Origin of the sequence: Nonomuraea sp. NPDC048916, from assembly GCF_040649575.1 — a bacterium.
Taxonomy (GTDB): Bacteria; Actinomycetota; Actinomycetes; order Streptosporangiales; family Streptosporangiaceae; genus Nonomuraea.
Genome location: NZ_JBEZFS010000007.1, coordinates 69,951 through 95,954, shown reverse-complemented (window position 1 = coordinate 95,954; position 26,004 = coordinate 69,951). Strand labels below are relative to the sequence as shown.

The window sequence follows — 26,004 nt, the reverse complement described above, 5'->3', positions numbered from 1 at the left end:
CCGCGCCCAGGGTGTGAAAGCACTGTGGACGAACCTGGGGATAACTCTGAAGCTTATCCACTAGACCATCTCTGAGCTGCGGAAACGATATCCACCGCCTGTGGAGGAAAGAAAGTTGGCCCGACATGCCGGGTAATGGGCATAATAGGGAAATGCCCATTACACGCCAGGATCGGGAGATCCTGCGGCTGGCGGTGCCCGCCTTCGGCGCGCTGGTCGCCGAGCCGATGTTCCTGCTCGCCGACTACGCCATCGTCGGTCACGGTCTGGGCACCACCGCGGTGGGCGCGCTGGGCGTGGCCGGCACGGTCCTGGCGACGATGGTCAACCTCTGCGTCTTCCTCGCCTACGGTACGACCGCGTCCGTGGCCCGACAGTCCGGGGCGGGCAATCACGGGCGGGCCATGCGCAGCGGCGTGGACGGCATCTGGCTGGCACTGGCCATCGGGGTCGCGCTCATCGCGGTCGGCTGGCCGCTCGCCCCGGCCATCGTGGACCTGTTCGGGGCGGGCCCGGAGCAGGCCGAGCAGGCCGTCACGTATCTGCGCATCAGCCTGATCGGCGCGCCCTCCATGCTGGTCGTGCTGGCCGGCACCGGCGTGCTGCGCGGGCTGCAGGACACGGTGACACCGCTGACCGTCGCGGTGGGCTCGTTCGCGCTCAACGCGGTGCTGAACGCGTGGTTCGTGCTCGGGCTGGACTGGGGCATCGCCGGGTCGGCCTGGGGCACCGTGCTGGCCCAGACCCTGGGGGCCGCCGTCTACCTGGCCGTGGTGGTCAGGGGCGCCCGGCGGCTGGGCACTCCGCTCACGCCCAGCCTGATCGGCGTCAGGCAGGCGGGCACGGCCGGCTTCGCCCTGCTCATCCGTACGGTCTGCCTGCGCGTCGTGCTGGTCGTGGCGACCGTGCTGGCCACCCGGATGGGCGAGGCGCAGCTGGCCGCGTACGCCATCGCCACCCAGCTGTGGACGCTGCTCGCCTTCGCGCTGGACGCGATCGCCATCGCCGGTCAGGCCATCACCGGCCGCGCGCTGGGAGCGGGCGACACGGCCGCGACCCGGAACGCGACCCGGCGCATGGTGTGGTGGGGCCTCTGGTCGGGTGTGGTGCTCGGGGCGCTGGTCATCGTGGCCAGGCCGGTGCTGCCCGGCCTGTTCGACGCCGACCCGCAGGTCACCGCGCAGTTGCTGGCCGTGCTCTGGCCGGTGGCGTTGTTCCAGCCGATCTGCGGCGTGGTCTTCGTGCTCGACGGGGTGCTGATCGGCGCCGGCGATCAGCGCTACCTCGCCTGGGCGGGCGTGTGGACGACGGCGGCGTATCTGCCCGCCGCGCTGTTCGCGGTGGATTTCGGCATCGTTGCTCTTTGGTGCGCACTTGGGGTGTGGATGATCGCACGTTTGATCACGCTGGGCCGCCGGGCCGTGGGCACTGCCTGGCTGGTGACCGGGGCGTAACCGTCCTGTGCTTGCTGTTGCACATGTGGTGAGGCAGTGTGAGCGAGCTACACGAGCGGGGTGTGCTTTTGTCCACTATTCTCCGACGTCTTCCGCCCAGCGAGGCGACCGGGCTGCGCACCGGCGCTCGCCACAGCCTGGCCGAGCTGTACCGCCCGGCCGATCTTGTCGTGCTCGGGCTGGGCGTCATGATCGGCGCCGGCATCTTCAGCATCGCGGGCCGGCAGGCGGCGACCACCGCCGGGCCCGGAGTAGTGCTGTCCTTCATGATCGCGGGCATCGCGTGCCTGCTCGCCTGCCTGTGCTACGCCGAGCTGTCGTCCACGATGCCGACCTCGGGCAGCGCCTACACCTTCACCTACGTCATCTTCGGCGAGGTGTGGGCGTGGATCATCGGCTGCGCGCTGATCCTGGAGCTACAGCTGGCCGCGGCCGTGGTGGCCAGAGCCTGGGCCAATCTCACGATCGGCGCCATCACCAACTTCGGCATCCGCCTGCCGGAGAACGACCTGGTCGCAGACCTGCTCGTGCTGCTGATCCTGGGACTGATCACGGCCGTCGTGGCGCTGAGCGCGCGGATCGGGCTGCGGGCGCTGTGGGTCATGGTGGCGGCCAAGCTGCTGGCCATCGGCGCGGTCATCGTCGTGGGCGCCCTGCACGTGCAGCCGGTCAACTTCGGTGACCTGTACGTCGATCCGGAGCCGCTGACGACGCCGTCCACGACCGTGCTCAGCCTGTTCGTGGGCCAGGGCCAGGCGTTCGGCTGGTTCGGCATCTTCGCGGCCGCGCCCGCCATCGCGTTCGCGTACGTCGGCTTCGACATCGTCGCCACCGCCGCCGAGGAGACCGTGCACGCGCCCCAGGCGGTGCCGAAGGGCATGATCCGCAGCCTGGTCATCGCGACGATCATCTACATCGCCGTGGCCGTGGTCATGGTGGGCATGATCCCGTACACGAGCATCTCGCTGGACGCGCCGCTGTCGGGGGCGTTCCGGATGGTCGGGGTCGACTGGATGGTGCACATCATCGACATCGGCGCCGTGCTCGGGCTGACGACGGTGATCCTGGTGCTGATCGTGGGGCAGACGCGGGTGCTGTTCTCGATGGCCCGCGACGGGCTGATCCCGCGCGGCCTGGCCACGATCAGCCGCAAGTACCACACCCCCTCGCGGGTGACGCTGGTGATCGGCCTGATGGCGATCCTGCTGGCGGAGTTCGTGCCGGTCCTCACGCTGGAGCAGCTCGTGGTCATGGGGACGCTGTTCGCGTTCCTCTTCGTGGCGGCGGGCGTGATCGTGATGCGGCGCAGGATGCCGCACCTGGAGCGCGGCTTCCGGGTGCCGCTGTCGCCGCTGCTGCCCGCCCTCTCCCTGCTCGCGACGCTCTGGCTGATGGTCAACCTGCAGGTGCACACCTGGGTGTGGTTCGGCCTGTGGATGGCCTTCGGCCTGCTCGTCTACCTCGTGTACGGCCGTAGGCACAGCCTGCTGGCCCCGCAACGGGAGCCGGTGCCCTCCGGGCGGGGACGGCACCGGCGCTAGAGCCTGCCTGCTTCGAGCACGCTGCGCAGGAACTCTCTGGTGCGGACGTGGTCGGGATCGCTGAGGATCTTCTCCGGAGGGCCCTTCTCCAGCAGGACGCCGCCGTCAAGGAAGCACACCGTGTCGGAGATGTCACGGCAGAAGCCCATCTCGTGGGTCGTCAGGATCATCGTCATGCCGGCCTGCTTGAGCTCCCTGATGATGCCCAGCACCTCGACGACGAGCGCGGGGTCGAGCGCGGAGGTGACCTCGTCGAGCAGCATCAGCCTGGGCCGCGTGGCCAGCGCCCGGATGATGGCCACCCGCTGCTGCTGGCCGCCGGAGAGCTGGTCGGGGTAGGCGCGTGCCTTGCCGGCCAGCCCGAACCTGGTCAGCAGGTCGTGCGCCTCCTCCTCGGCCTGGGCCCTGGCCACCTTGTGCACCTGGCGGGGAGCCAGCGTGATGTTGTCGAGCACGGTCATGTGCGGGAAGAGGTTGAACGCCTGGAACACGATGCCGAGCCGCTTGCGCACGTCGTCGACGTCGACCCGCGGGTCGGTGATCTCCCGGTCGTCGAGGAAGATGGCGCCGTCGTCGACGGTCTCCAGCAGGTTGACGCAGCGCAGCAGCGTGGACTTGCCCGAGCCGGAGGCGCCGATCAGGCTGACCACCTCGTGCGGGCGCACCTCCAGGTCGATGCCGCGCAGCACGGCGTGGCCGCGGAAGCTCTTCCACACGCCCTCGACGGTCAGCAGGCTCATGCTCCGCGCCTCCTTCGGGTGCGCTCGGCGAGGTGGTCGGTGAACCTGGCCAGGGGGATCGTCAGCAGCACGAACAACAGCGCCGCCACCAGGTAGGAGGTGTAGTTGAACTTGCCGGAGGCGAAGATCTGTGCCTGCCGCAGCGCCTCCATCAGGCCGATGGTGGCGACCAGCGCGGTGTCCTTCTGCAGCGAGACGAAGTCGTTGAGCAGCGGTGGCACGACCCTGCGGACGGCCTGGGGCAGCACCACGAACCGCATGGCCTTGCCGTGGCTCAGCCCGAGGGAGCGGGCCGCCGCGATCTGGCTGGGATGGACGGAGTCGATGCCCGAGCGGAAGACCTCGGCCACGTACGCGCCGTAGGAGAGCGTCAGAGCGATGATGCCGAGCGTGGCCAGGTCGGTCGGGACACCCTGCAACCGCAGGCCGGGCAGCCCGAAGCCGACCAGGTAGATCACCAGCAGTGTGGGCACACCGCGGAAGATGTCGGTGTAGAGCGTCGCCAGCGCCCTGATCGGGAAGAACGCCGGAGTCTTGATCCCCCTGGCCAGCGCCACGAGCAGGCCGACGACGAGGATGAGCGGCTCGGCGATCAGGAAGATCTTGACGTTCAGCAGGAACCCGTCGAGCACGTCGGGCAGCGCCGTGGCGAACGCCTCGACACTGAAGAACGACTCCTGGACCCGTGGCCAGCCGGGTGAGCTCGTGACGATCCACGCGACCAGCGTGAGGAACACGATCGTGGAGGCCGTGGCGATCGACGTCGAACGGCGGGCCCGCGACCTGCGGACCCGCTCGCGTTCCCACTGGCGATCGCTCTTGACCCAGGCCGGGGACATGTCACTCACCGGTCGGGCGTCACGTCAGTTCGGGCGCGCCCGCCGCCGAGCCGAGCCACTCTTGCTCGATCTTGGCCAGCTCACCCTTGGACTTGAGCGCGTCGACCGCCTTGTCCACGCAGGACTTGAGCGCGCTGCCCTTCTCCATGACCAGGCCGAACTCCTCGGGGGCACCGCCCGTGGAGCTGAACTGGCCCACGATCCTGGACTTCTCGACCTGGGCGGCCGTGACGTAGAACGCGGTCGGCAGGTCCACGACCAGGGCGTCGACCTGCTCGTTCTTCAGCGCGGTGATGGCGTCGATCTGCTCGTTGTAGACGTTGGGGTCGTCGCTGGGCTTGATCACGCTGCGGACGGCGTCGAGCGAGGTGGTGCCGACCTGGACACCGATCCTGGCGTCCTTGAGCTCGGCCAGGCTCTTGGCACCGGCGAACTTGCTGCCGTCGATCGCCACGATGGCCTGCTTGACCGTGTAGTAGCCGTTGCTGAAATCGACCACCTTGGCCCGGTCGGGGGTGATCGAGACCTGGTTGATGTCGAAGTCGAACTGCTTGGCACCTGGCGCGAAGGCCGAGTCGAACTTGACCGTGTTCCACTGCACCTCGGTGCGGTCGAAGCCGAGCTCCCCCGCCACGGCGAACGCCACGGCGCTCTCGAAGCCCTGGCCGTTGCTCGGGTCGTCGTCCTTGAACCACGGCTCATAGGCGGGCTTGTCGGTGCCGATCGTCAGCTTGCCCGCGTTGACGAGCTTGAGCTGATCCTTGGTGCAGGCCGTGGCGGTGCCGGTGGAACCGGCGGGACCGGCCGTGCTCGCCGTGCTGGGGTCGTCGACGGGCGCGCACGCGACGGTCGCCGCCGCCAGCGCGCCGATCGCGAGCAGCATCGAGGGACGGACCATGGCTGGCCTCCAGGGGGAGAACGCGGGGAAGAACGAGCCGATTGTACGCTGTCGAGGCAACGAGATATCCCCCCACCTGCGGTCATGCCGCAGATTTACTGACATCTCGGTCAGGTCACCCCGGCCGTGGAACGCGAACGGCCCCCTCCCCGCGATGGGGAGAGGGCCGCGCTGATGCCGGAGTGGGTCAGCCGGCGACGACCTCGACGTCGACGGACGCCGAGACCTCGGGGTGCAGCTTGACGCTGACCTTGTGGGAGCCGACGCTCTTGATCGGGTTGACGATCTCGATGCGGCGGCGGTCGAGGATCGGGCCACCGGCGGCCTTGACGGCGTCGGCGATGTCGCCCGTGGTGATCGAGCCGAACAGGCGGCCGGAGTCGCCCGCGCGGGTGGTCAGCCGGACGCGGAGGGCGCCGAGCCGGCCCGCGACCTCCTTGGCGGTGCCGAGGTCACGGATCTCGCGAGCGTCACGAGCCTTCTTGATGGACTCGATCTGCTTCTCCGCGCCACGGGTCCAGCGCATGGCGTAGCCGCGCGGGATGAGGTAGTTGCGGCCGTAGCCGTCCTTGACCTCGACGACGTCACCAGGGGTGCCGAGGCCGGAGACCTCGTTCGTGAGAATGAGCTTCATATCGACAGGCCTCCTTAGCGCGCGGTGCTCGTGTAAGGCAGCAGAGCCACCTCACGGGCGTTCTTGATCGCGGTCGCCACGTCGCGCTGGTGCTGGGTGCAGTTGCCCGTCACCCGGCGCGCACGGATCTTGCCGCGATCGGAGATGAACTTCCGCAGCAGCGCGGTGTCCTTGTAGTCGACGTAGGAGATCTTGTCGTGGCAGAACAGGCAAACCTTCTTCTTGGGCTTGCGCAGTGCCGGCTTGGCCATCGTGGTGCTCCTTTCAGAGCCCCGCCGTCAGGCGGGAATGGTCTCGGACTGGTGAATGGGATCTAGAAAGGCGGTTCGTCGCTGAAGTCGTTGCCGCCGCCGAAACCGCCCGGCTGCTGGCCGCCACCCTGACCGCCGCCCTGGTAGCCGCCGCCACCGCCGCCGAAGCCGCCGGAACCCTGCGGCGGGGCGGGAGTGGCGGAGGCCCACGGGTCGTCGGCCGGGCCGCCGCCGAAGCCGCCACCGCCGCCGCCCTGACGGGTGGTGCGGTTGACCTTGGCGGTGGCGTTGCGCAGAGACGGGCCGACCTCGTCGACCTCGACCTCGTAGACCGTGCGCTTCTCGCCTTCCTTGGTCTCGTAAGACCGCTGCTTGAGCCGCCCCTGCACGATGACCCGCATGCCGCGCTGGAGGCTCTCGGCCGCGTTTTCGGCCGCCTGCCGCCACACGTTGCAGGTCAGGAAGAGGCTCTCGCCGTCTTTCCACTCGTTGGTCTGGCGATCCATGAACCGCGGAGTGGACGCGATGCGGAATCGAGCCACCGCTTGACCCGTCGGGGTGAAGCGCAGCTCCGGGTCGTCGACAAGGTTGCCGACGATGGTGATTACGGTGTCGCCTGCTGCCATGGCTAGCGCTCGCCTTCCTGCACGCCTTCGCTTTCGGGTTACGGCTCAGAGTACGGCTGCCGCCCGACAAAAGCCGGGCAACGAGCTGCTTAGTGCACGTCGGGGCGGAGCACCTTGGTGCGCAGGATGCCCTCGTTGAGGTTCATCTGGCGGTCGAGCTCCTTGACCGTCGCGGGCTCCGCGGACAGGTCGATGACGGCGTAGATGCCTTCGGACTTCTTGTCGATGTCGTAGGCGAGACGCCGGCGGCCCCAGACGTCGACCTTCTCCACAGTGCCACCGTCGTTGCGGACCACGGTGAGGAACTGGTCGAGGGACGGCGCCACAGTGCGCTCATCGAGCGAAGGGTCCAGGATGACCATTACTTCGTAACGACGCATGCGGGACTCCAACCTCCTCTGGACTCTTGCGGTCACGACACTCTGCCGTGACAGGAGGACGCTGACGTGTTGACCCGAGCGCCCATTTCGACGCTCCGGCGTGACGGGTCACCCATCACAACGCAGCCCGCCCAGGTTACCAGCCGCGTCAGGGTGGGAAGGCATGTAGCAAACCCATGGGGGTGATGGCTGTGCCGCACATGCTGCATCCGTCGCAGAGCGAACGGTTCAAGCTCACACTCAACACCGACGGCCGCTCGCATCCGGTGGAGAACACTCTCGCGGTGACCACGCTGGCGTGCGGGCTCGTCGCCTTCGCCGCGACGTTCTTCTCCACCGGCTACGTGATCGCCTCGTGGGTCGGCACCCTCGGATTCGGGACCGGCCTCTACTCACAATACGTCTCGGCCACCACGGCGCAGCGTTCCCTCAACATCGTCGGCCTGGTGTCGTCGTTCGTCGGCTTGGCGCTCGGCATCGCCCGAGGCGGCTACCTGCCATGAGGAAACGGCCCCGGCTTCCGGGGCCGTCCTCGTCCAGCCGTCTCGAAGAGCCGTCCTTTGACGAGCTGTGCCTATACGAGCCGCCTATATACCTATATATAGGTCACCCTCCGATGTGCAGGTCCACCTCGAGGAGGACCAGGAACCAGAGGAAGACCGCCAGCAGAGCCTCGGCGATGTCCTTGAGGATGCCAGGCGTGATGTAGTCGTACACCCAGGCCACGTAGATGCCGATCACGACCCAGATCAGGATGATTAACGAACGCCAGCGCCAGCGGGCCATATCGTTCTCCTCGCGTAGGGGGTGCAGCGCAACTGCCCCGCCGCAGGTCGAACAAACGGGCCGGGCGGTCCCCGCTGGTCACGGGCGCCGGACCCCCGCTCGCGGCTCCCGCTAGGCTCGGTGGCATGGTGCGCATCGGAGCTCACGTCGCTCAGGACGATCCCGCGGCCCACGCCGCCGAAGTCGGGGCGGAGGTGGTGCAGTTCTTCCTCGGTGACCCGCAGGGTTACGACAAGCCGGTGCTGCCGGCCAAGCCGGTGGAGGGCGTCGACATCTACATTCACGCCCCCTACCTGGTCAACGTGGCCACGACCAACAACCGGATCCGGATCCCCAGCCGCAAGCTGCTCGCCCAGCATCTCGAGGCAGCCGCCGGCCTCGGCGCCAAGGGCCTGATCGTGCACGGCGGCCACGTCAACAAGAACGACGACCCGCAGACCGGCTTCGACAACTGGCGCAAGGTGTTCGAGCGGCTGGAGTGCCCGATCCCCGTGCTGATCGAGAACACCGCGGGCGGCGGCAACGCGATGGCGCGCAAGCTGGAGCGCATCGCCCGGCTCTGGGACGCGCTCGACGGGTTCGACGTGGGCTTCTGCCTCGACACCTGCCACGCCCACGCGGGCGGCGAGGACCTGGTCGGCCTGGTCGAGCGGGTCAAGGCCATCACCGGGCGGATCGACCTGGTGCACTGCAACAACTCGCGTGACGCCTTCGACTCGGGCGCCGACCGCCATGCCAACCTGGGCCAGGGCACGATCGACCCGGAGCTGATCCTCGCGGTGTGCCGGGCGGCCGGGGCGCCGATCGTGGTCGAGACACCGGCCGAGGGCCAGGCCGAGGACATCGCCTTCCTGAGGAAGAATCTCTAGCGAATACACACAGCCTGTGGATAACTTCCCTGGATTACCGAGTCCACGAAGTGGGTATGGAGATCATCCTGCCCAGGCGCCGCTCATGAACCGGACCGCGTTCAGCACCATGAGCGGCCCCGACACCATGGCGTAGACCACGATCACCCACCGCCTCCCGGTGGCCAGCCGGGCCATCGCCAGCCAGAGCGGAAACCACAGCAGCAGCGAGCGCGGGATCGACAGGTAGAACGCCGAGGTCATCAGCGCCCCCGCCTGGAGCCCGGTGTAGACCAGCTCGCTCCACCGGCGCGCGACCGCCAGCCAGACGAGCACGGCGACGGACAGCACGGCCCCGGCGATCTCCATCCGGAAGGCCACCGCGAAGTCGTCCGCGAGCGTGGCCGCGTCCCACGTGGTGGTCCACGACTCCCACGGCCAGACCATCTCCCTGCCCCAACCGGCCTCCTGGGCGTGCTTCCAGGCCAGCCAGTCTCCCGAACGGGCGTAATGGAAGGCGGAGTAGGCCGCCAGCGGCAGGAAGGGCACCAGCAGCCAGGGCGCCCGGCGCACGGCGCCCTTGCCCGTGACGAACTCCACCACCAGGGCGACCGCCAGGAACAGGCCGGTGATGCGGACACAGGAGGCGCCCGCGGCGAGGGCGGCGGCGAGCGGCCAGCGGCCCTGGCGGGCGGCCAGCCAGGCGGGGATCGCGAAAGCCAGGAACAGCGACTCGCTGTAGCCCGCGGCCAGGAACACCGCGGTCGGGAACACCAGCAGCGCGAGCACCGCGATCCAGCCCGAGGCGCCCTCGAACTCGGCGAGCCGGGCCAGCGCCATCATGGCCACCGCCCCGGCCACCAGCGAGACGATCATCCCGGCGGCCGTCCAGTCGGGCACCACGACGTGGACCAGGCGCAGCACCAGGGGTAACCCGGGGAAGAACGCGGGCAACCCGGGGTCGGGCGGCTTGTTCGGGTCGCCGTCGTAACCGTACTGGGCGATCGTGACGAACAGCCCGGCGTCCCACTGCCGCCACTTACCCAGGTAGTCGTGGAACGTCACGCCGAGCAGCGTCGCGGTCAGCAGCCCGGCCCGCGAGCTCAGCCAGAGCAGCAGAGCGTCACGATCGGCCGAGCGCGTGATCATCGGGACGAGGAGGCCAGCGTGAACCGATCGGAGGCGTCGTCGAACACGCCGCCCACCTGGTCGTCGACGCCGGCCTGCCGTACCACGTCCTTGCCGGGACGGAGGATGTCACGCACGACGAACGCCATCATGATCGCGATCGTGATGACGCGGCCCCAGACGGCGGTGAAGTAGGTGTCGTCACCGATGCCCAGGTCGTTGCGGCTGAGCGGCGGCTGCGAGAGCAGATAGAGCCAGATCGCGAAGAAGTACCAGATCTCGGCGAGCTGCCAGAGCGCGATCGGCTTCCAGTTGGGCCGGGCGAGCACCGCGAACGGCACCAGCCAGAGGACGAACTGCGGCGACCAGACCTTGTTCGTCATCATGAAGGCGGCCAGCGCCAGGAAGCAGATCTGCGCCAGCCGGGGCCTGCGCGGCGCCGCCAGCGTGAGGACCGCGATGCCGAGGCACAGGACGGCCAGCGAGACCGTGCCCAGCACGCTGACGTCGGCTTCACCGAGCACGGGCCAGCCCTTGTTCTGGAAGAACAGCCAGGGCGAACCCCAGTCGACGCCCCGCTCCTGCGAGAACACGTAGAACCTGCGCCAGCCGTCCCAGGCCAGCACCATGAACGGCACGTTGACCACGAGCCAGGCGCCCGCGGCGGCGGCCATCGTGACAAGGAACGGCCGCCAGCGCGCGGTCCGCAGCGTGAGCAGGAAGAGCGCGCCGACGAACATCAGCGGATAGAACTTCGTCGCGATCGCCAGGCCGAGCAGCACACCGGCCAGCACCTGCCGCTTCCGCGCCCAGGCCAGCAGCATGCCCATCGACAGCGCGCCCGCGACCAGGTCCCAGTTGATGTACGCGGCCAGGATCACCGTGGGCGCGAGCGCGTACCAGAGGGCGTCCCAGCGCCGGACGGGCCCGGCGACCGCGGCCATCAGCAGGACACCGGCCACCAGGCAGATCCCGAGGAACACGACCGTGATGTCGTAGAACCGGACCGCCTGGGCGACCTCGTCGGGCTCCAGGAGCCGCGCGATCCAGCTGAACGCCTGCATGACCTCGCCGAGCACCACCGGATACTCGACGTGCTTGTCGAACGGCACCGTGGCGAAGTAGGGGTTCTCCGTGGCCAGCTGCCGGTCGAAGTAGAGCGGGTAGATGTCGGTGTAGCAGAAGTTGGTGTAGGTCGAGACCTGGTCGTTCCAGCCGCCGGTCCGGCACGGCAGCCGCACGAGGTAGGCGAGCGTCGCCCCCAGGGCCGCGAACAGCCCCAGGGGAAGGTACGGGACGGCCCGCGCGATCAGCGGCGGGCGCGCTACCGTGCTCGACTTCACTGGTTCTCGCGCCTGCTGGGCATCGATGCGGGCGCCCCGGATCTGGGGTCCTGGCCCCGTCCCATCACGGTGCCGTCGTCCTGCGGGATGCCGCCGTTCTCGTTGGGGTCGATCGTGACGATCTGGTCCTCGTCACACGGGCCGATCTCGCCGCAGATCTCGTTGGGGTCCTGCTCGGCGAACGGGTCGGTGGTGGCCGTGGGCGTGGGGATGGGCTTGGGCGCGAGGTTCTCGGCGATGCCGGTGTCGGCCCGCGGCGGGAACTGCTCGACCTTCTGCCCCTTCATGGCCTCGATCATGAAGGTCTTCCAGATCGCCGCGGGGTAGGTGGCGCCCTGGAAGCCGCTGCCCAGCGGCACCTCGTACGGCTTGCTGTACGGGTTCGCGGGAGTGTACTTCTTGCTCTTGCCCCTGGCCCACGGGCAGGTGTCGTGGACCGGCTGGACGACCTTGCCGGCCTTGGTGCGGCACTCCTGGCGGAACATGCCGACCGCGGTGGACAGCTGAGGGGTGAAGCCGACGAACCAGGCTTCCTTGTTCTCGTTGTTCGTCCCGGTCTTGCCGGCCACCGGACGGTCGTAGAGCGCGGCGTTGCGGCCGGTGCCCTGCTTGACCACGGCCTCCAGCGCGGTGACCGCGTCGGCCGCGGCGTCCGGCGAGATGACCCTGACCGGCGTCTTCTTCTCGTTGAAGACGACCTGGTTCTTCTTGTCGCGCACCTGGATGATGACGTGGTTGGGGTAGTGCTTGCCGCCGTTGGCGAAGATCGAGTAGCCGCCCGCCTGCTCGACGGCCGTCACCTGGCTACTGCCGATGGTGATCAGGTAGTGGTGGCGGGACTGGGCGTCCTTCAGCCGGTCCTCGTCGAGGCCGGCCTTGGAGGCGATGTCGATGACCTTCTCCAGCCCGACCTTCTCCCCCATCTTCGCGTAGGCGGTGTTGACCGACTGGGCCGTGGCGGAGATGACGTCGACGGCCGAGGCCTTCATCGCGTGGTCGTTGTTGATGTCCGTGGTGCCCGGCAGTTTGACCGGGCCCTTCGTCGGCACGTAGCTCTTCAGGCTGTAGCCGGCGTCGAGCCAGGCGGCGAGCACGTACGGCTTGAACGCGGAGGCGGCCTGCTTCTGCGAGAGGAAGGCGTCGTTCCACGCGTCCTTCTCGTAGTCGTCGCCGCCGTAGAAGGCGCGGACCCGGCCGTTGGTCGGGTCGACGGCCGCGAGGGTGGCGTTGATCTCGCCGGGCAGGCCCGCGGTGTGCTTGTTCACCGCGGCCTTGGCGGCCTGCATGAGCTCCTTGTTGAACGTCGAGTAGATCTTGTAGCCGCCCTTCTCGACGTCCTCCCTGCTGATCCCGCGGGCCTTCAGCTCGTTGAGCACCGCCTCGACCTCGTAGCCGGCCAGGCCCTTGAAGTAGTCCTTCGTCTGGTATTTGACCCGCTTGGGCGACTTGGGCGACTTGGCGGGCAGCGAGCCGTAGGCGGTGGCGTCGAGCTGGGCCATCTGCTTGATCACGTAGTTGTAGCGGAACTCGGTGTCGCCCATCTTGCCGGCGAGCTCGGCCCGGTCGAACGCGTCGGGGTTCTGGATGCGGCCGGCCAGGTAGGCGCCCTGCTCGGGCGTCAGCTTCTCGACCTTCCTGCCGAAGAAGGCGTCGGCCGCCGCGCCGATGCCGTAGGCGCCCCGGCCGAAGTAGATGGTGTTGAGGTACTGCTCGAGGATCTTCTCCTTGCTGAGCTGCTTGTTCAGCTTGACCGCGACGAAGATCTCCTTGATCTTGCGCTGAACGGTCCGCTCCTGGGAGAGGCCGTCGTAGTAGCCGCGAGCCATCTGCTGGGTGATGGTCGAGGCGCCCTGCACCTGCTGGCCGGAGGCCGTGCTCCAGAGCGAGCGCATCATGCCGGAGAACGAGATGCCGGAGTCGTCACGGAACGAGCTGTTCTCGGCGGCGATGACCGCGTCCTGGACCGCGCGCGGCACCTGGTCGTAGGTCACCGGGATGCGCTTGACGCCCAGTCGGGCCAGCACCTTCTTGTTCTCGTCGTAGATGACGCTGCCCTGGTCGTCGACGCCGTCCTGGACCTGGTCCTGCGTGGGTACCGGCATGTTGGCGTAGGCCACGGCGATCATGCCGAAGAGGCCGGCCGCGAGCACCGCGAAGCCGGCCATGACGATCTTCCAGTTGGGGATGAACCTGCGCCAGCCGGGCTTGTCGCCACCGGGCTTGCGCGGCCCGGCCGGACCCTCGGGCCCGCCGCCGCCGCCACCGCCGCGCCCTCGCGCCCGGCGCGGGGCGTCGCTGACCATGGTCTCCTGGTTGGCGCGGCTGCGCGTCTCCGGCTCACTGCGCGGCGCCTGCCCGCGCGGGCCGGGGTTGCGCGGGGCGACCTCGCGGGGCGCCGGATCACGGGGCGCCGGCTCGCGATGACCCGGATTGCGCGGCCCCGGCTCGTACGGCTGCGCCGACATCGCGCCGGTCTGCTCGTAGGCGGCTTCCGGACGGCGTGGAGGCTGTGCGGCGCCCCAGCCGGAGTCGCCGGTTTGCGCCGCGGACCCCTGGGGAACGGAACGGGATGAGTTGGAGCGACGGCGCCTCCCCGGGCGGCTCGTCCCCTCGTTCATGCTGTTACTCACACGTCCTCGCATCGTCGTCGGATAGCACGGCGGATTGGGCGTGAGGCGCCTCGCCGCCCTCGGTCTTCTATGGCTTGCCGGCGAGGTCCGGCGGCCCGTTGCCGAGGACGAACGAGACCGTCAGGTGGTTCCAGGAACAACCTTGGCAGACCTCGACGACGTACACCCGGAACTCGTCGTAATCATGGGCCATCTCTAAGAGTTCCGACATGACCTTTGCCTGACCGGCAAGTCGTCCCAGGGAATCCCCGTAGACATAGGTCACGTTGGTGACGTTCTCCCTCTCGCACACCGGGCAGGGGCGTTCGGTCGGTTCGCCGAAGTGGCGCGCCGCACGAAGGAGGTAGGGCTGTGCGTCACAGACGTCCACGGGCGAGGAGCGCCCGGCACGCACGGAGCGGACCGCCGCCTTCTTCGCAAGGCCGTAATCCACCACCCTTCGCTGTGACCACATGAGCGCCAGACTACGGCTTTTTACCGATTCATCCCAACGACTTGGCAAAGTCATTGATTGCCAGCATATAGCGATCCGACGTATCCTCATGATGTATCAGCTCGATACATCGATGCGAGAGGGGGCGGATCAGCGTGGCCGGCGGACAGGGCAGAGTGCTCGAGTTGGCAGTCCTCGGGTCGCTCCACGAGACCCCTCTTCACGGCTATGAGCTGCGCAAACGGCTCAACGCCCTGCTGGGCATGTTCCGCGCCTTCTCCTACGGATCGCTCTACCCATGTCTGCGATCACTACTGGAACAGGGCCTCATCGCGGAGGACCAACCGGCTCCCACCACGATCGTGGGCGGCCGATCGAAGATCGTCTACAAGCTGACCGCCGAAGGCAAGGAACACCTCCAGGACCTGCTCACCCAGGCCGGGCCCTCCGCCTGGGAGGACGAGAGCTTCGGCGTCCACTTCGCCTTTTTCCGGCACACGGAGGCCGAGGTGCGCCTGCGCATCCTCGAAGGCCGCCGCAGCCGCCTGGAGGAACGACTTGACAGCGTGCGCACCGCCCTGGCCCGCACCAGGGAGCGCCTCGACAGTTACACGCTTGAGCTGCAGCGTCACGGTCTCGAATCGGTCGAGCGCGAGGTGCGCTGGCTGAACGAGCTGATCGCGACAGAGAGACGGGCCTCGCAAGAGCCCGAGAGGGATACCACGTCAACTGATGAGTAAGGGAGCGAGTGCGATGGGTTCGGTTCGCGTGGCCATTGTCGGTGTCGGCAACTGCGCGGCGTCGCTGGTCCAGGGCGTTCACTACTACAAGGACGCAGACCCGGACATCCGGGTGCCGGGCCTGATGCACGTGAAGTTCGGCGACTACCACGTGGGCGACGTCGAGTTCGTCGCCGCCTTCGACGTGGACGCCAAGAAGGTCGGCCGCGACCTCTCCGAGGCGATCGTCGCCAGCGAGAACAACACCATAAAGATCACCGATGTGCCCCCGACGGGGGTGACCGTCCAGCGCGGCCACACCTTCGACGGGCTGGGCGAGTTCTACACCGAGATCATCGAGGAGTCCGACGAGGCGCCCGTCGACGTGGTGCGGGTGCTCCGCGACAACCGGGTCGACGTCCTGATCTCCTACCTGCCGGTGGGGTCCGAGGAGGCCGACCGCTTCTACGCCCAGTGCGCGCTCGACGCCAAGGTGGCGTTCGTCAACGCGCTGCCGGTGTTCATCGCCTCCGACCCCGAGTGGGCCGAGAAGTTCACCGAGGCCGGCGTGCCGATCATCGGCGACGACATCAAGTCGCAGGTCGGCGCCACCATCACGCACCGGGTGCTGGCCAAACTGTTCGAAGACCGCGGAGTCGAGCTGCTGCGCACCTACCAGCTCAACTTCGGCGGCAACATGGACTTCATGAACATGCTGGAGCGCAAGCGCCTCCAGTCCAAGAAGATCTCCAAGACGCAGTCGGTCACCTCGCAGATCCCGCACGAGATGGGCAAGGCCGACGTGCACATCGGCCCGTCCGACCACGTGCCGTGGCTCGACGACCGCAAGTGGGCCTACGTCCGCCTGGAGGGCCGCTCGTTCGGCGACACCCCGCTCAACCTGGAGTACAAGCTCGAGGTGTGGGACTCTCCCAACTCGGCCGGCATCATCATCGACGCGGTCCGCGCCGCCAAGATCGCCCTCGACCGGGGCATCGGCGGCCCGATCCTGAGCGCCTCCTCCTACTTCATGAAGTCTCCGCCGGTGCAGCACTCCGACGACGAGGCCCGTGACTACGTCGAGAAGTTCATCCGCGGCGAGGTCGATCGCTGACCGCCGCGCAACGCTCCTCCGGCGCCGCTTGACGCGGCGCCGGACGCGTCACGGCGTCTCGCGGATCTCCTCGTAACCCGCGCGGGCGGCCGGGGGAAGGTCGTCGGCCGAGGCCCGCGGCCAGCGCATGGGATCGGGGCCGAGCCCGGCGAGCAGGGGGATCTGCTCCTTGCACCAGGGTGAGATGGCGAGCAGGTCGCTCTGGACGCCGGCCACGAACTCGGCCCAGGGCATCCAGAGGATCTCTCCCACCTCGTCGGGGTTGGGCTTGGCGGGGGTGTCGACCGTCACCCGGTAGACCGGGCACAGCTCGTGCTCGACGATGCCGTTGCCCATGACCGCGCGGTAGGCGAAGGCCGGGAGCATCAGGTCGACGCGCTCGACGGTCAGGCCGAGCTCGTAGGAGAGCCGGCGGCCGACCGCGTGCTCGAGGCTCTCGCCGGGCAGCGGATGGCCGCAGCAGCTGTTGGTCCAGACACCTGGCCAGGTGATCTTGTGGGCCGCCCGCCGGGTGAGCAGCACGCGGCCGTCGTGGTCGAAGACATAGCTGGAGAACGCCAGATGGAGCGGGGTCTGCTGACCGTGCACCGCGGTCTTGGAGGCGGTGCCGATCGCGTGGCCCTGGCCGTCGACCAGCACCACGAGTTCGTCAGTCGTCACGCTATGAAGCGTACGTGATCATGAGCGTGATCCGAACACGATCGCCCACCTGCGGCGCCAACCTCTCTCGTCGCCGCGGACCGCGGACGCGGGGCTAGGCTGACTGCGTGTCCTTCGTCGCCGATCTACGTGTGGTCCTGAGAGGCCGAGACTTCCGGCGACTGTTCGGCACCCGGCTGGTCTCCCAGTTCTCCGACGGCATCTTCCAGTTCGGCGTCGCGGGGTTCGCCTTCTTCAGCCCCGAGAAGCAGACCACGGCCCTGGAGGTGGCGACGGGGCTGGCCGTGCTGCTGCTGCCCTACAGCATCCTCGGGCCGTTCGTCGGCGTGTTCATCGACCGCTGGTCGCGGCGGCAGATCCTGGTGTTCGCGCCGATGGTGCGCGGGGCGCTGCTGCTCGGAGCCGCCGTGCTGGTCGCGTCCGGCGTGCCCGATCCGGTGTTCTACGTCGCCGCGCTGGGCGTGCTCGCGGTCAACCGGTTCTTCCTGGCCGCGCTCGGCGCCTCGCTGCCCCATGTGGTGCCGCCCGACCGGCTGATGGCGGCCAACGCGGTGACACCCACCTCGGGCACGGTGCTGACGTTCGTCGGCGCGGGGCTCGGGTTCGTGCTGCGCGAGGTGTTCGGCGGGGACAACGCGGGCACCGCGCTGCTGCTCACCACCTCGGGCGTGGTGTTCGGGCTCAGCGCGCTGATCGCCCGCACGATGGAACGCTCGCTGCTCGGCCCCTCCTACAACCCTGACCGGCCGCAGGCCCGCGAGGCCCTGCGCAACGTGCTCGTCGGCCTCGTCGACGGTGTCCGCAACCTGGGCCGCCACCGCATGGCCGCCGCCACGATGGGCGCGATGGCCGCCCACCGCTTCCTCTACGGCATGGCGACCGCGCTCGGCATCATCCTCTACCGCTACTACTTCACCGACGGCGACCCCGACGCGGCGCTGCGCGGGATCAGCCTGGTGGTGGCCACCTCCGGCGTCGGCTACTTCCTCGCGGTGATCATCACACCGTGGGCCGCCGAGCGGTTCACCATCGAGCGGTGGGTGACCATGGCGCTGACCGCCGCGGGAGTGCTCACGGCGGTGCTGGTGATGCCGTTCCAGACGTGGGGGTTGCCGGCGGCCGGGTTCGTGCTGGGGATCGCCGGGCAGAGCGTCAAGATCTGCGCGGACACCACCGTGCAGCGCGATGTCGAGGACACCTACCTCGGGCGCGCCTTCTCCATCTACGACATGCTCTTCAACGGCATGTACGTGCTGGCGGCGGCCCTGGCGGCGGCGATCCTGCCGGCCAACGGCAAGTCCTACCTGGCGGCGGCGATCATCGCGATCGGCTACCCGGTGGCGGCAGCCGTCTATCGCATGGTCACCTCGGCCCCCGAGCCCGCGTCACGCTGACCCCGTCAGGCCGAGCCCGTCAAACCCGAACCCGTCAGGGTGAGCCCGTCGCGATGCCCTTGTCGCGGGCCCATTCCAGCAGCGCCCCGGTGGCCGCCTCCGTGCCGATCATCCCTTTGTCCAGGCGAAGCTCCAGCAGGAACCTGTACGCCTGGCCGACGACCGGCCCCGGCCCGACGCCCAGGACACGCTGGATCTCGTTGCCGTCGAGCTCCGGGCGGATCTTGGCCAGCTCCTCCTCGTCGGCCAGCCGGGCGATGCGCTCCTCCAGCTGGTCGTAGGTGCGCGACAGGGCCGCGGCCTTGCGCTTGTTGCGGGTCGTGCAGTCGGCCCTGGTCAGCTTGTGCAGGCGGTCGAGCAGGTGGCCGGCGTCGCGGACGTAGCGGCGTACCGCGCTGTCGGTCCACTCACCCGTGCCGTAGCCGTGGAAGCGCAGGTGGAGCTCCACCAGCCGCGACACGTCGGCCACCACGTCCTTGGGGAACCTGAGCTCGCTCATCCGCTTCTTGGCCATCTGCGCCCCCACCACCTCGTGATGGTGGAACGAGACCCGCCCGCCCGCCTCGTGGCGCCGCGTCTTGGGCTTGCCGATGTCGTGCAGGAGCGCGGCCCAGCGCAGGATCCGGTCGGGCTTGCCGTCCTCCTCCTGGGCGATGGCCTGGTCGAGCACGGTCAGGGTGTGCTCGTAGACGTCCTTGTGCCGGTGGTGCTCGTCGATCTCCAGGCGGAGCTTGGGCAGCTCGGGCAGGACGTGGGCGGCCAGCCCGGTCTCCACCAGCAGGCGCAGGCCCTCGCGGGGGTTGCCGCCGCAGACCAGCTTGTCGAGCTCGTCGCGGATCCGCTCGGCGGAGACGATCTCGATGCGCTCGGCCATCGCGGTCATCGCCTCGACCGCGGCGCCGTCCACGGCGAAACCCAGCTGTGAGGCGAATCTCGCGGCGCGCAGCATGCGCAGCGGGTCGTCCTCGAAGGACTGCTCGGGGGTGCCGGGGGTGCGCAGCAACTTCGCCGACAGGTCGCTCAGCCCGCCGTAGGGGTCGACGAACTGGTGTCCCGGCAGCCGCACGGCCATCGCGTTGACGGCGAAGTCGCGCCGCTCCAGGTCGGCCTCGAGGGTCTCGCCGTACATCACCTCGGGTTTGCGCGACTTGGGGTCGTAGGACTCGCTCCGGTAGGTGGTGATCTCGATCAGCCAGCCGCCTTTGCGGACGCCGACCGTGCCGAAGTCGATGCCGATCGTCCAGACGGAATCGGCCCAGTCCCTTACCAGTGAGAGGACCCGCTCGGGGTGGGCGTCGGTGGTCAGGTCGAGATCGTTGCCGACTCGGCCGAGCAGGATGTCGCGCACCGGACCGCCGACGAGGGCCAGCTCGTGGCCGTGGGTGGCGAACAGGCGGCCGAGCTCGTCGGCCACGGGAGCGATCTTGCGGAACAGGTCGTTCATCGCCCGCTGCTGGGTTTCGGTCAGATTTGACTCGGACAAGCTGGGTAGGTCCTTCGATTCCGGAACATATCCCCCGGGCCACATCAGGTCCGGGTTACCGTCGGTCAAGAGGACCGTCGGGGGCCAAGGAACGAAGGAGCGTGTTTATGAAGGACGCCCTCGCGATCCACCGCCGGCTCCTCGCACACCAGGTCCATCATGAGATCGTACGCCTTCCGCGTCCCATGACTCACGCGGACGAGCTACCTGAGATGATCTCCGCTGCACCCGAAAGGTGCGTTGCCGTCACGGTTTTCGAGGTCACCGCGAGGGTCGGAACCGAGGTCGTCGCCGTCGTCTCCACGGTGGCCGCGCCGCCCCGGCCCGGCGTGCTCTGCTGGCTGCTGGGCGCCCGCGACGTGCGGCCGGCGCCCGCCTTCCTGGTCAACTCCACCACCGACTACGCGGCCGGGCTGGTCAGCCCGCTGCTGCTGCCGGACGAGCTTCCGGTGCTGATCGACGAACGGCTCCGGTCCGACACCGACCCGATCTTCATCGCCACCGGCGAACGCCACACCGCCATCTCCCTGCGCGCCCTTGACCTGCTGACTCTCCTGCCAGGCAAGAGCGTTGACCTACGGATTCCGCGTCCCAGGGGATCACGTGTGGCGGTCGCGTTGCGGCACTGAACCCGTACCATTGCGGGCGTGCGTCGTACTTCAGCCCAGGCGGACGCGTGATCCGTAAGGTCACGCTGCTCGCCGCCCTGTCCACCACGTTGCTCGCGCCTCTCGTCGCGACGACGCCGGACACGGCTGTCGCGACGACGACGATGGCGGCCAGGCAGGGGCTCGAGCTCACGGTGACGTCCATCACCCCGGAGTACACCACCGGCGCGGCCGACGAGATCAAGATCACCGGCACGATCCGCAACGACACTGGCGCGGCCATGCCCGGTCTGCGCGTCCAGCTGCGCTACTCGGCCCAGCGGTTCCTCGACCGGGCGGCCATGGACGCCTACCTGGCCGACCAGACCCCCGCGACGCTCCCGGGCAACGTCTCCTCCGTGTCGAGCATGGACTTCCCCTCGCTGGAGGCGGGCGCGTCGGCCACCTGGGAGATCAGGCGCACCCCCGCGCAGTTGCAGCTCAGCTCCTTCGGCGCCTATCCGGTGGCCGTCGAGGTGCTGCAGCAGGGGTGGCGATCACTCGGCGTGCAGCGCACGCTGCTCACCTATGCTCCCCCGACACCGCAACGGCCGCCGCGCAACCGGCTGGCCATCGTCTTGCCGGTCATCGACCAGCCGCACCGCGCCGACGACGCCACCTTCGCCGACGACAAGCTGAGCGCGGCCCTGACCGGCAAGGGCAGGCTCGCCGACCTGGCCCGCATCGCCAAGACCACGCCCAAGAACGTCACCTGGTTCGTCGATCCCGCGCTGCTCGACGACGCGCACGCGATGACCAAGCCCTACTCGGTCAGCACCAAGGACGGGCTCCAGAAGAAGCCGGCCGACGGCGGCGCCACGCAGTGGCTGGCCGACATGCGCTCCGCCCTGGCCGGCTCCCCCGTGGTGGCCACTCCCTACGCCGACCCCGACGTGGCCGCCCTGGCCCACCAGGGGTTCGACACCCAGACAGGCCGGGCGATCGAGCTGGGCGGCCAGAAGGCCCGCGAGCTGCTCAAGCCCGACGTGCAGACGAGCACCGCCTGGCCGGCCGCCGGCCTGCTCGACTCCGACGCGCTCGACCTGCTCTCCGTCGGCAAGCCCGGCGTCGCCCGGGTGACCAGGGTCCTGCTCAACTCGACCAACCTGCCGGTCCAGTCGCCCGTCACCTATACGCCCGACGCCGCGACGACGCTCGACAGCGTCGCGGGCCCCGTCACCGCGCTCGTAGCCGACGCGGGGCTGAGCCGCACGTTCGAGCCCGACTCCAGCGTCTCCGGCTCGATCCTGCTCAGCAAGCAGCGGTTCATCGCCGAAACCGCGATGATCTCCGCCGAGCCCGGCCAGACGGCGCCCAGGTCACTGGTCATCGCACCGTCCCGGCGCTGGGACCCCAATCCCACGCTCGTCTCCTCCCTGCTCAAGACCGCGGGCAAGCTGCCGTGGCTGGCGCTCACCCCGCTCAGCTCGATCAAGCCGGCCACGACCCAGCCCCCTCGGGCCGGCCTGACCTACACCGACCAGGACCGCAAGGAGGAGCTGGGGGCCAAGTACCTCGACCCGGTCAAGGAGGTCGCGGGCAAGGCGCAGCTCACCTCCGGCATCACCACCGGCAAGCCGCCGTCCGACTTCGACGCCGCGGTGCTCAGGCTGACCTCCTCCGCCTGGCGCAACCAGTCGCGAGCCGCCCGGGCGATGACCAAGATCGTCGACGGCGCGGTGCAGAGCAGGATGAACAAGATCTCGATCACCGGCGCCGACCCCGACCGGCCGCGCACCCTGGCGGGCGCCGACGGCGTGGTGCCCATCAGCGTCAAGAACTCCCTGCCGGACGAGGTCACGGTCGACGTCGAGGTCACCTCCAACAGTCCCGCGCGACTGCTGGTCGACTACCAGGCGCCCAAACGCCTGGTGATCGGGGGCAACGGCCAGAGCGGCACCCTTCAGGTCCCGATGAAGGCGACCATGAGCGGCGGCAGCGGCGACGCCACGGTCAACGTCCAGCTCAAGACCTCCGACGGCCTGCCGTACGGGAAGCCGGTGAAACTGACGATCCGCACCACCGGCTACACCGGGATCGCGCTGGTGATCGTCGGGGCGGCGCTGACGGTCATGCTCGCCGCCGTCGTGACCCGGGTGCTGAGGCGCCGGTCGCAGCGACGGCTGCAGCGGGCCACCAGGACACGGGAAAGTGAGACCGTATGAGCCGCTTGCTGCGGGCCAGCGCCATCATGGCCGCGGGCACGATGGTGTCCAGGGTCACCGGCTTCGTCCGGACCATGGTGCTCGCCTACGCGATCGGCACCATGGCCATGGGCGACGCCTACAACGCGGCGTACGCGATCCCCTACAGCATCCTCGACCTGCTGCTGCTCGGTGTGCTGAGCAGCGTCGTGGTGCCGATGATCGTACGGGCGCAGCAGCACGACCCCGACGGCGGCCGGGCCTACGAGCAGCGGCTGATGACGATCGCCACGGTCGTGCTGATCCTGGTCGCGGTGCTGGCCGTCCTCGCGGCGCCGCTGCTCATCGACCTCTACACCACCGACTGGGAGCCCGGCACCCGTAAGTTCGAGGTGGCGGTGACGCTGGCCAGGTTCATCCTGCCGCAGCTGGCCTTCTTCGGCATCGGAGCGGTCGCGGGCGCCATCCTCAACACCCGGGACCGTTTCGCGGCGCCGATGTGGGCGCCCGTGATCAACAACCTCGTGGTCATCTGCGTGCTGCTCGCCTACGCGGTGGTGGCCGGCACCACCGGCGGCGACATCTCCGGCGTCACCAACGGACAGCTCGCCCTGCTCGGCCTCGGCACCACGGCCGGCATCGTGGCGCAGGCGACCGTCCTGATCATCGCGCTCAAGCGGGCCGGGTTCGCCTTCGTCCCCCGTTTCGACCTGCGCAACGCGCGGCTGGGCGAGATGGGCAGGGCGGGCATCTGGACGATCGGCTACGTGATCGTCACCCAGCTCGGGTTCATGCTGACCACCAACCTGTCCAGCGCGGCGGGCGACGCCGTCCCCGGCCACGGCATCACCCCCTACACCTTCGCCTTCCAGCTCTTCCAGCTGCCCTACGGCGTCATCGGCGTCTCGGTGATCACGGCCATGCTGCCGAGGATGAGCCGGGGCGTGGCCGAAGGGCGGTTGGCGGACGTACGAGGGGAGTTCGGGTCGAGTGTCCGCCTGATCAGCTCGGTGATGGTGCCGGTGTCGCTGCTGCTGATGGTGCTCGGCCCGGCCATCACCGTGCCGATCTACGCCCACGGGGCCACCTCGGTCGAGGCGGCCATCTACATCGGCAACGTGCTGCAGGTGTACGGCCTGGCGCTGGTGCCGTTCGCGATCTTCCAGTTGCTGCTGCGCGTCTTCTACGCCTTCGGCGACACCCGCACGCCGGTGTTCGTCGGCGCGGGCACGACCGCGGTCAACGCGGTGCTCATGGTCGTCTTCTATCAACTGCTACCCGCCCGCTACGCCGTGATGGGCCTGGCCTTCGCCTACGCCGTCGCCTACGCCCTGGGCGCCGGGGCGGCCTGGTGGCTGGCCAGCCGGCGGGTGCGGGGGCTGGGCGGCTGGGAGGTCGGCATGGCGCTGACCAGGATGTATCTCGCCGCCCTGCCCGCGGCCGTGCTGGCGCTGGCCGCGGTGTGGGTCGTCCAGGAGGTGTTCGGGGGGCTCGACTTCGTCAACTCTCTGATCATCTTGGCGGTCGGGGGCGGCCTGGGCATGCTGCTTTATCTCGCCGTCGCGCACCGAGTGCGCATCCCGGAGGTCAACTCGATCGTTGGGATGGTCGCCGGGAGGGTAGGCCGTTAAGAACGCGGGCCGAACCAGCGCGGCACTAGCATGGTGCCCGACACGCACGAATGGAAGCAGGAGGCGCGTGGGCGGATCCACCCGGCATAGCATGCCTACGTGGGACACCTCCGCGCAGGCGCGTCGAGTCATTAGCACACCCGATCGGCCGAGCGGAGTGAGTCAGTGAGCACGTCTGCCGTCGAGCCCGGCACCCGTCTCGCCGAACGCTTCCGGCTCGAAGACCGGGTCACCGAGTCCGACGGCGCCACCCTCTGGAAGGCGATCGACGAGATCCTCGCTCGTCCGGTCGCCGTCCACACCTTCGCTCCCGAGTTCCCGCGCGTCCAGGAGGTGGTCACCGCCGCCCGCGCCGCCAGCCGGCTCACCGACCCGCGCCTGACCCAGGTCTTCGACGCGGCCCAGGACGACGACTACTCCTACGTGGTCAGCGAGTGGGTCACCGGTGACACCCTGGCCGACCTGCTCGCCGCCGGTCCCCTCGACCCCGAGCGGGCGGCCGGGCTGGTCGCCGAGGCCGCCGAGGCACTCGCCCACGCCCACGAGTCCGACCTCCACCACCTGTGCCTGCGCCCCGCCCACCTGGTGTGGACCACCGGCAACACGGTCAAGGTGCTGGGCGTCGCGGTCGACGCGGCCCTGGCCGGGCTGACCACCGACCAGCCCGCCCTCGACGACGCCGAAGGGCTGGGCCGGCTGCTCTACGCCGGGCTGACCGGCCACTGGCCCGGCGACGAGGAGGAGCACGGCCTGCCGGCCGCCCCCATGAACGACGGGCACTTCTGCACGCCCCGCCAGGTCACGGCCGGGGTGCCCAGCTACCTCGAGACGGTCACGGTCAGGGCCTGCCTGCCGGAGGCGCGCAGGGGTCAGAGCCCGCTGGCCAGCCCGGCCGAGGTCGCCGAGGCGCTCTCGGGCGTGGCCAGGCCGATGCCGATTCCCAGTGCCTATCCCTCGCCCCCCGCGGTGTCGTCCTCGTCCAACTCCGAGGGGCTCGACACCGAGCGGCGGCCCGCGCCGCCTCCGCCGCGTCCGGCGATGCCGCACCACGTGCCCTCCCACGGTGGCGGCGTCCTCAACCGGGTGCTGATGACCGTCGTGGTGCTGCTGGTCATCGCCGCGGTCGGCGTGGGCGCCTGGACGATCGGCCGCAGCCTCGGCAGTCCGAGCACGCCTGAGGCCGCCGACTCCTCGACGACCCCGAGCGCCACCGCCTCCTCCCAGCCGCAGACCGTCAAGGCCCAAGAGGCGAGCGGCTTCGATCCGCTCGGCGACCGCGAGGAGAAGCAGGAGCTCGCGCACCTGACGGTCGACGGCAAACCCGGCACGTTCTGGAAGACCGACAACTACAACAGCGCCGAGCTGGGCAACCTCAAGGACGGTGTGGGCCTGCTCCTCGACATGGGCAAGCCCATGCAGATCAGCGACGTGGTGGCGACGCTGGCCGACGCGCCGGGCGCGAGCGTGGAGCTGAAGGTCGGCAACAAGCCCGAGCTCACCTCGCTGAAGACCGTCGCCCGTGCCAAGGACGCCTCAGGAAAGGTCACTCTGGCTCCTGATCAAGCCGCAACCGGTCAGTACGTTTTGATCTGGTTTACGCGTCTTCCGGCAGATGCGGGCAAGTTTCATGGCACCATCTATGAAGTAGTGGTGCACTCTCCCGGATCGGCATAACCAGGAA

At 69.0% G+C, this 26,004-nt stretch carries 25 protein-coding genes; 11 read left to right on the top strand and 14 right to left on the bottom strand.

Annotated features, from left to right (window positions below; translation table 11 throughout):
- The first annotated feature begins 152 nt into the window (after window positions 1-152).
- Window positions 153-1,454: an MATE family efflux transporter gene (locus AB0C16_RS08970; protein WP_357680532.1), complete on the top strand. Its 1,302-nt coding sequence runs from the start codon at window positions 153-155 to the stop codon at window positions 1,452-1,454.
- 68 nt (window positions 1,455-1,522) lie between these two features.
- Window positions 1,523-2,995, top strand: a complete 1,473-nt coding sequence (locus tag AB0C16_RS08965; RefSeq protein ID WP_357680530.1) for an amino acid permease — start codon at window positions 1,523-1,525, stop codon at window positions 2,993-2,995.
- Here the strand turns inward: AB0C16_RS08965 and AB0C16_RS08960 are convergent.
- The 7 genes from AB0C16_RS08960 to rpsF all read right to left on the bottom strand — a co-directional run bounded on the left by AB0C16_RS08960 (window position 2,992) and on the right by rpsF (window position 7,363).
- On the bottom strand, window positions 2,992-3,735 hold the full coding sequence (locus AB0C16_RS08960) for an amino acid ABC transporter ATP-binding protein (RefSeq protein ID WP_357680528.1): 744 nt from the start codon (window positions 3,733-3,735) through the stop codon (window positions 2,992-2,994). The genes AB0C16_RS08965 and AB0C16_RS08960 overlap by 4 nt on opposite strands.
- Window positions 3,732-4,574, bottom strand: a complete 843-nt coding sequence (locus AB0C16_RS08955; RefSeq protein ID WP_357680526.1) for an amino acid ABC transporter permease — start codon at window positions 4,572-4,574, stop codon at window positions 3,732-3,734. Before AB0C16_RS08955 ends, AB0C16_RS08960 begins: the two co-directional genes overlap by 4 nt.
- A 19-nt stretch (window positions 4,575-4,593) precedes the next feature.
- The gene (locus AB0C16_RS08950) at window positions 4,594-5,472 is read right to left on the bottom strand and encodes an ABC transporter substrate-binding protein (RefSeq protein WP_357680524.1); all 879 of its coding nucleotides are present in this window, start codon (window positions 5,470-5,472) and stop codon (window positions 4,594-4,596) included.
- Between the two features lie 187 nt (window positions 5,473-5,659).
- Window positions 5,660-6,106 (bottom strand): 50S ribosomal protein L9, encoded by a 447-nt coding sequence (gene rplI / locus AB0C16_RS08945; RefSeq protein WP_357680522.1) that lies wholly within the window; start codon window positions 6,104-6,106, stop codon window positions 5,660-5,662.
- Between the two features lie 14 nt (window positions 6,107-6,120).
- The gene (gene rpsR, locus AB0C16_RS08940; protein ID WP_020543048.1) at window positions 6,121-6,357 is read right to left on the bottom strand and encodes a 30S ribosomal protein S18; all 237 of its coding nucleotides are present in this window, start codon (window positions 6,355-6,357) and stop codon (window positions 6,121-6,123) included.
- 62 nt (window positions 6,358-6,419) lie between these two features.
- A complete protein-coding gene (locus AB0C16_RS08935) occupies window positions 6,420-6,983 on the bottom strand; it encodes a single-stranded DNA-binding protein (protein ID WP_357680520.1) in 564 nt (187 codons plus the stop codon).
- An 89-nt stretch (window positions 6,984-7,072) separates the two neighbouring features.
- Window positions 7,073-7,363 (bottom strand): 30S ribosomal protein S6, encoded by a 291-nt coding sequence (gene rpsF, locus AB0C16_RS08930; protein ID WP_026214314.1) that lies wholly within the window; start codon window positions 7,361-7,363, stop codon window positions 7,073-7,075.
- Window positions 7,364-7,548: 185 nt separating this feature from the next.
- Here rpsF and AB0C16_RS08925 point away from each other — a divergent pair, with 185 nt between their 5' ends.
- Window positions 7,549-7,866 carry a hypothetical protein gene (locus tag AB0C16_RS08925; RefSeq protein WP_357680518.1) on the top strand — a complete coding sequence of 106 codons (318 nt, stop codon included), beginning with the start codon at window positions 7,549-7,551 and terminating at the stop codon, window positions 7,864-7,866.
- Between the two features lie 103 nt (window positions 7,867-7,969).
- Here AB0C16_RS08925 and AB0C16_RS08920 read toward each other — a convergent pair whose 3' ends face one another.
- Window positions 7,970-8,149, bottom strand: coding sequence for a hypothetical protein (locus AB0C16_RS08920; protein WP_357680516.1), 180 nt, complete (start codon window positions 8,147-8,149; stop codon window positions 7,970-7,972).
- 125 nt (window positions 8,150-8,274) lie between these two features.
- Between AB0C16_RS08920 and AB0C16_RS08915 the strand changes: the two genes are divergently transcribed.
- Window positions 8,275-9,018, top strand: a complete 744-nt coding sequence (locus tag AB0C16_RS08915; RefSeq protein WP_357680514.1) for a deoxyribonuclease IV — start codon at window positions 8,275-8,277, stop codon at window positions 9,016-9,018.
- Window positions 9,019-9,081: 63 nt separating this feature from the next.
- On the opposite strand, the gene AB0C16_RS08910 is transcribed toward AB0C16_RS08915, so the two are convergent.
- The 4 genes from AB0C16_RS08910 to AB0C16_RS08895 all read right to left on the bottom strand — a co-directional run bounded on the left by AB0C16_RS08910 (window position 9,082) and on the right by AB0C16_RS08895 (window position 14,606).
- The gene (locus AB0C16_RS08910; protein ID WP_357680512.1) at window positions 9,082-10,146 is read right to left on the bottom strand and encodes a mannosyltransferase family protein; all 1,065 of its coding nucleotides are present in this window, start codon (window positions 10,144-10,146) and stop codon (window positions 9,082-9,084) included.
- On the bottom strand, window positions 10,143-11,468 hold the full coding sequence (locus AB0C16_RS08905) for a glycosyltransferase 87 family protein (protein WP_357680511.1): 1,326 nt from the start codon (window positions 11,466-11,468) through the stop codon (window positions 10,143-10,145). The genes AB0C16_RS08910 and AB0C16_RS08905 overlap by 4 nt, the downstream gene beginning before the upstream one ends.
- The gene (locus AB0C16_RS08900) at window positions 11,465-13,933 is read right to left on the bottom strand and encodes a transglycosylase domain-containing protein (RefSeq protein WP_357680509.1); all 2,469 of its coding nucleotides are present in this window, start codon (window positions 13,931-13,933) and stop codon (window positions 11,465-11,467) included. The genes AB0C16_RS08905 and AB0C16_RS08900 overlap by 4 nt, the downstream gene beginning before the upstream one ends.
- Window positions 13,934-14,165: 232 nt before the next feature.
- Window positions 14,166-14,606 carry a DUF5318 family protein gene (locus AB0C16_RS08895; protein ID WP_357680508.1) on the bottom strand — a complete coding sequence of 147 codons (441 nt, stop codon included), beginning with the start codon at window positions 14,604-14,606 and terminating at the stop codon, window positions 14,166-14,168.
- 80 nt (window positions 14,607-14,686) lie between these two features.
- Here AB0C16_RS08895 and AB0C16_RS08890 point away from each other — a divergent pair, with 80 nt between their 5' ends.
- Window positions 14,687-15,271 carry a PadR family transcriptional regulator gene (locus AB0C16_RS08890; RefSeq protein WP_357680506.1) on the top strand — a complete coding sequence of 195 codons (585 nt, stop codon included), beginning with the start codon at window positions 14,687-14,689 and terminating at the stop codon, window positions 15,269-15,271.
- A 13-nt stretch (window positions 15,272-15,284) separates the two neighbouring features.
- Window positions 15,285-16,364, top strand: coding sequence for an inositol-3-phosphate synthase (locus AB0C16_RS08885; RefSeq protein WP_357680504.1), 1,080 nt, complete (start codon window positions 15,285-15,287; stop codon window positions 16,362-16,364).
- A gap of 48 nt (window positions 16,365-16,412) precedes the next feature.
- On the opposite strand, the gene idi is transcribed toward AB0C16_RS08885, so the two are convergent.
- Window positions 16,413-17,024 (bottom strand): isopentenyl-diphosphate Delta-isomerase, encoded by a 612-nt coding sequence (gene idi, locus AB0C16_RS08880; RefSeq protein ID WP_357680502.1) that lies wholly within the window; start codon window positions 17,022-17,024, stop codon window positions 16,413-16,415.
- Between the two features lie 107 nt (window positions 17,025-17,131).
- Here idi and AB0C16_RS08875 point away from each other — a divergent pair, with 107 nt between their 5' ends.
- The gene (locus AB0C16_RS08875) at window positions 17,132-18,418 is read left to right on the top strand and encodes an MFS transporter (protein WP_357680500.1); all 1,287 of its coding nucleotides are present in this window, start codon (window positions 17,132-17,134) and stop codon (window positions 18,416-18,418) included.
- A 34-nt stretch (window positions 18,419-18,452) separates the two neighbouring features.
- Here the strand turns inward: AB0C16_RS08875 and AB0C16_RS08870 are convergent, their stop codons facing one another.
- The gene (locus tag AB0C16_RS08870) at window positions 18,453-19,862 is read right to left on the bottom strand and encodes a CCA tRNA nucleotidyltransferase (protein ID WP_357680797.1); all 1,410 of its coding nucleotides are present in this window, start codon (window positions 19,860-19,862) and stop codon (window positions 18,453-18,455) included.
- A 146-nt stretch (window positions 19,863-20,008) separates the two neighbouring features.
- Between AB0C16_RS08870 and AB0C16_RS08865 the strand changes: the two genes are divergently transcribed.
- The 4 genes from AB0C16_RS08865 (at window position 20,009) to AB0C16_RS08850 (ending at window position 25,997) form a co-directional block, all read left to right on the top strand.
- Window positions 20,009-20,530 (top strand): YbaK/EbsC family protein, encoded by a 522-nt coding sequence (locus tag AB0C16_RS08865; protein WP_357680498.1) that lies wholly within the window; start codon window positions 20,009-20,011, stop codon window positions 20,528-20,530.
- Between the two features lie 47 nt (window positions 20,531-20,577).
- Window positions 20,578-22,713: a DUF6049 family protein gene (locus AB0C16_RS08860; RefSeq protein WP_357680496.1), complete on the top strand. Its 2,136-nt coding sequence runs from the start codon at window positions 20,578-20,580 to the stop codon at window positions 22,711-22,713.
- Entirely contained in the window at window positions 22,710-24,323 is a 1,614-nt protein-coding gene (gene murJ, locus AB0C16_RS08855; protein WP_357680495.1) for a murein biosynthesis integral membrane protein MurJ, read from the top strand. Before AB0C16_RS08860 ends, murJ begins: the two co-directional genes overlap by 4 nt.
- 165 nt (window positions 24,324-24,488) lie before the next feature.
- Window positions 24,489-25,997, top strand: coding sequence for a protein kinase family protein (locus AB0C16_RS08850; protein WP_357680493.1), 1,509 nt, complete (start codon window positions 24,489-24,491; stop codon window positions 25,995-25,997).
- Window positions 25,998-26,004: the final 7 nt, after the last annotated feature.

Coding starts and splice junctions, on each gene's coding strand:
- AB0C16_RS08935 (WP_357680520.1), bottom strand. CDS start 6,983: ATGGCAGCAGGCGACACCGTAATCACCATCGTCGGCAACCTTGTCGAC.
- AB0C16_RS08865 (WP_357680498.1), top strand. CDS start 20,009: ATGAAGGACGCCCTCGCGATCCACCGCCGGCTCCTCGCACACCAGGTC.
- rpsF (WP_026214314.1), bottom strand. CDS start 7,363: ATGCGTCGTTACGAAGTAATGGTCATCCTGGACCCTTCGCTCGATGAG.
- AB0C16_RS08870 (WP_357680797.1), bottom strand. CDS start 19,862: ATGAACGACCTGTTCCGCAAGATCGCTCCCGTGGCCGACGAGCTCGGC.
- AB0C16_RS08920 (WP_357680516.1), bottom strand. CDS start 8,149: ATGGCCCGCTGGCGCTGGCGTTCGTTAATCATCCTGATCTGGGTCGTG.
- AB0C16_RS08955 (WP_357680526.1), bottom strand. CDS start 4,574: ATGTCCCCGGCCTGGGTCAAGAGCGATCGCCAGTGGGAACGCGAGCGG.
- murJ (WP_357680495.1), top strand. CDS start 22,710: ATGAGCCGCTTGCTGCGGGCCAGCGCCATCATGGCCGCGGGCACGATG.
- AB0C16_RS08960 (WP_357680528.1), bottom strand. CDS start 3,735: ATGAGCCTGCTGACCGTCGAGGGCGTGTGGAAGAGCTTCCGCGGCCAC.
- AB0C16_RS08925 (WP_357680518.1), top strand. CDS start 7,549: ATGGCTGTGCCGCACATGCTGCATCCGTCGCAGAGCGAACGGTTCAAG.
- AB0C16_RS08910 (WP_357680512.1), bottom strand. CDS start 10,146: ATGATCACGCGCTCGGCCGATCGTGACGCTCTGCTGCTCTGGCTGAGC.
- AB0C16_RS08895 (WP_357680508.1), bottom strand. CDS start 14,606: ATGACTTTGCCAAGTCGTTGGGATGAATCGGTAAAAAGCCGTAGTCTG.
- AB0C16_RS08970 (WP_357680532.1), top strand. CDS start 153: ATGCCCATTACACGCCAGGATCGGGAGATCCTGCGGCTGGCGGTGCCC.
- AB0C16_RS08950 (WP_357680524.1), bottom strand. CDS start 5,472: ATGGTCCGTCCCTCGATGCTGCTCGCGATCGGCGCGCTGGCGGCGGCG.
- AB0C16_RS08900 (WP_357680509.1), bottom strand. CDS start 13,933: ATGTCGGCGCAGCCGTACGAGCCGGGGCCGCGCAATCCGGGTCATCGC.
- AB0C16_RS08915 (WP_357680514.1), top strand. CDS start 8,275: ATGGTGCGCATCGGAGCTCACGTCGCTCAGGACGATCCCGCGGCCCAC.
- AB0C16_RS08885 (WP_357680504.1), top strand. CDS start 15,285: ATGGGTTCGGTTCGCGTGGCCATTGTCGGTGTCGGCAACTGCGCGGCG.
- rplI (WP_357680522.1), bottom strand. CDS start 6,106: ATGAAGCTCATTCTCACGAACGAGGTCTCCGGCCTCGGCACCCCTGGT.
- rpsR (WP_020543048.1), bottom strand. CDS start 6,357: ATGGCCAAGCCGGCACTGCGCAAGCCCAAGAAGAAGGTTTGCCTGTTC.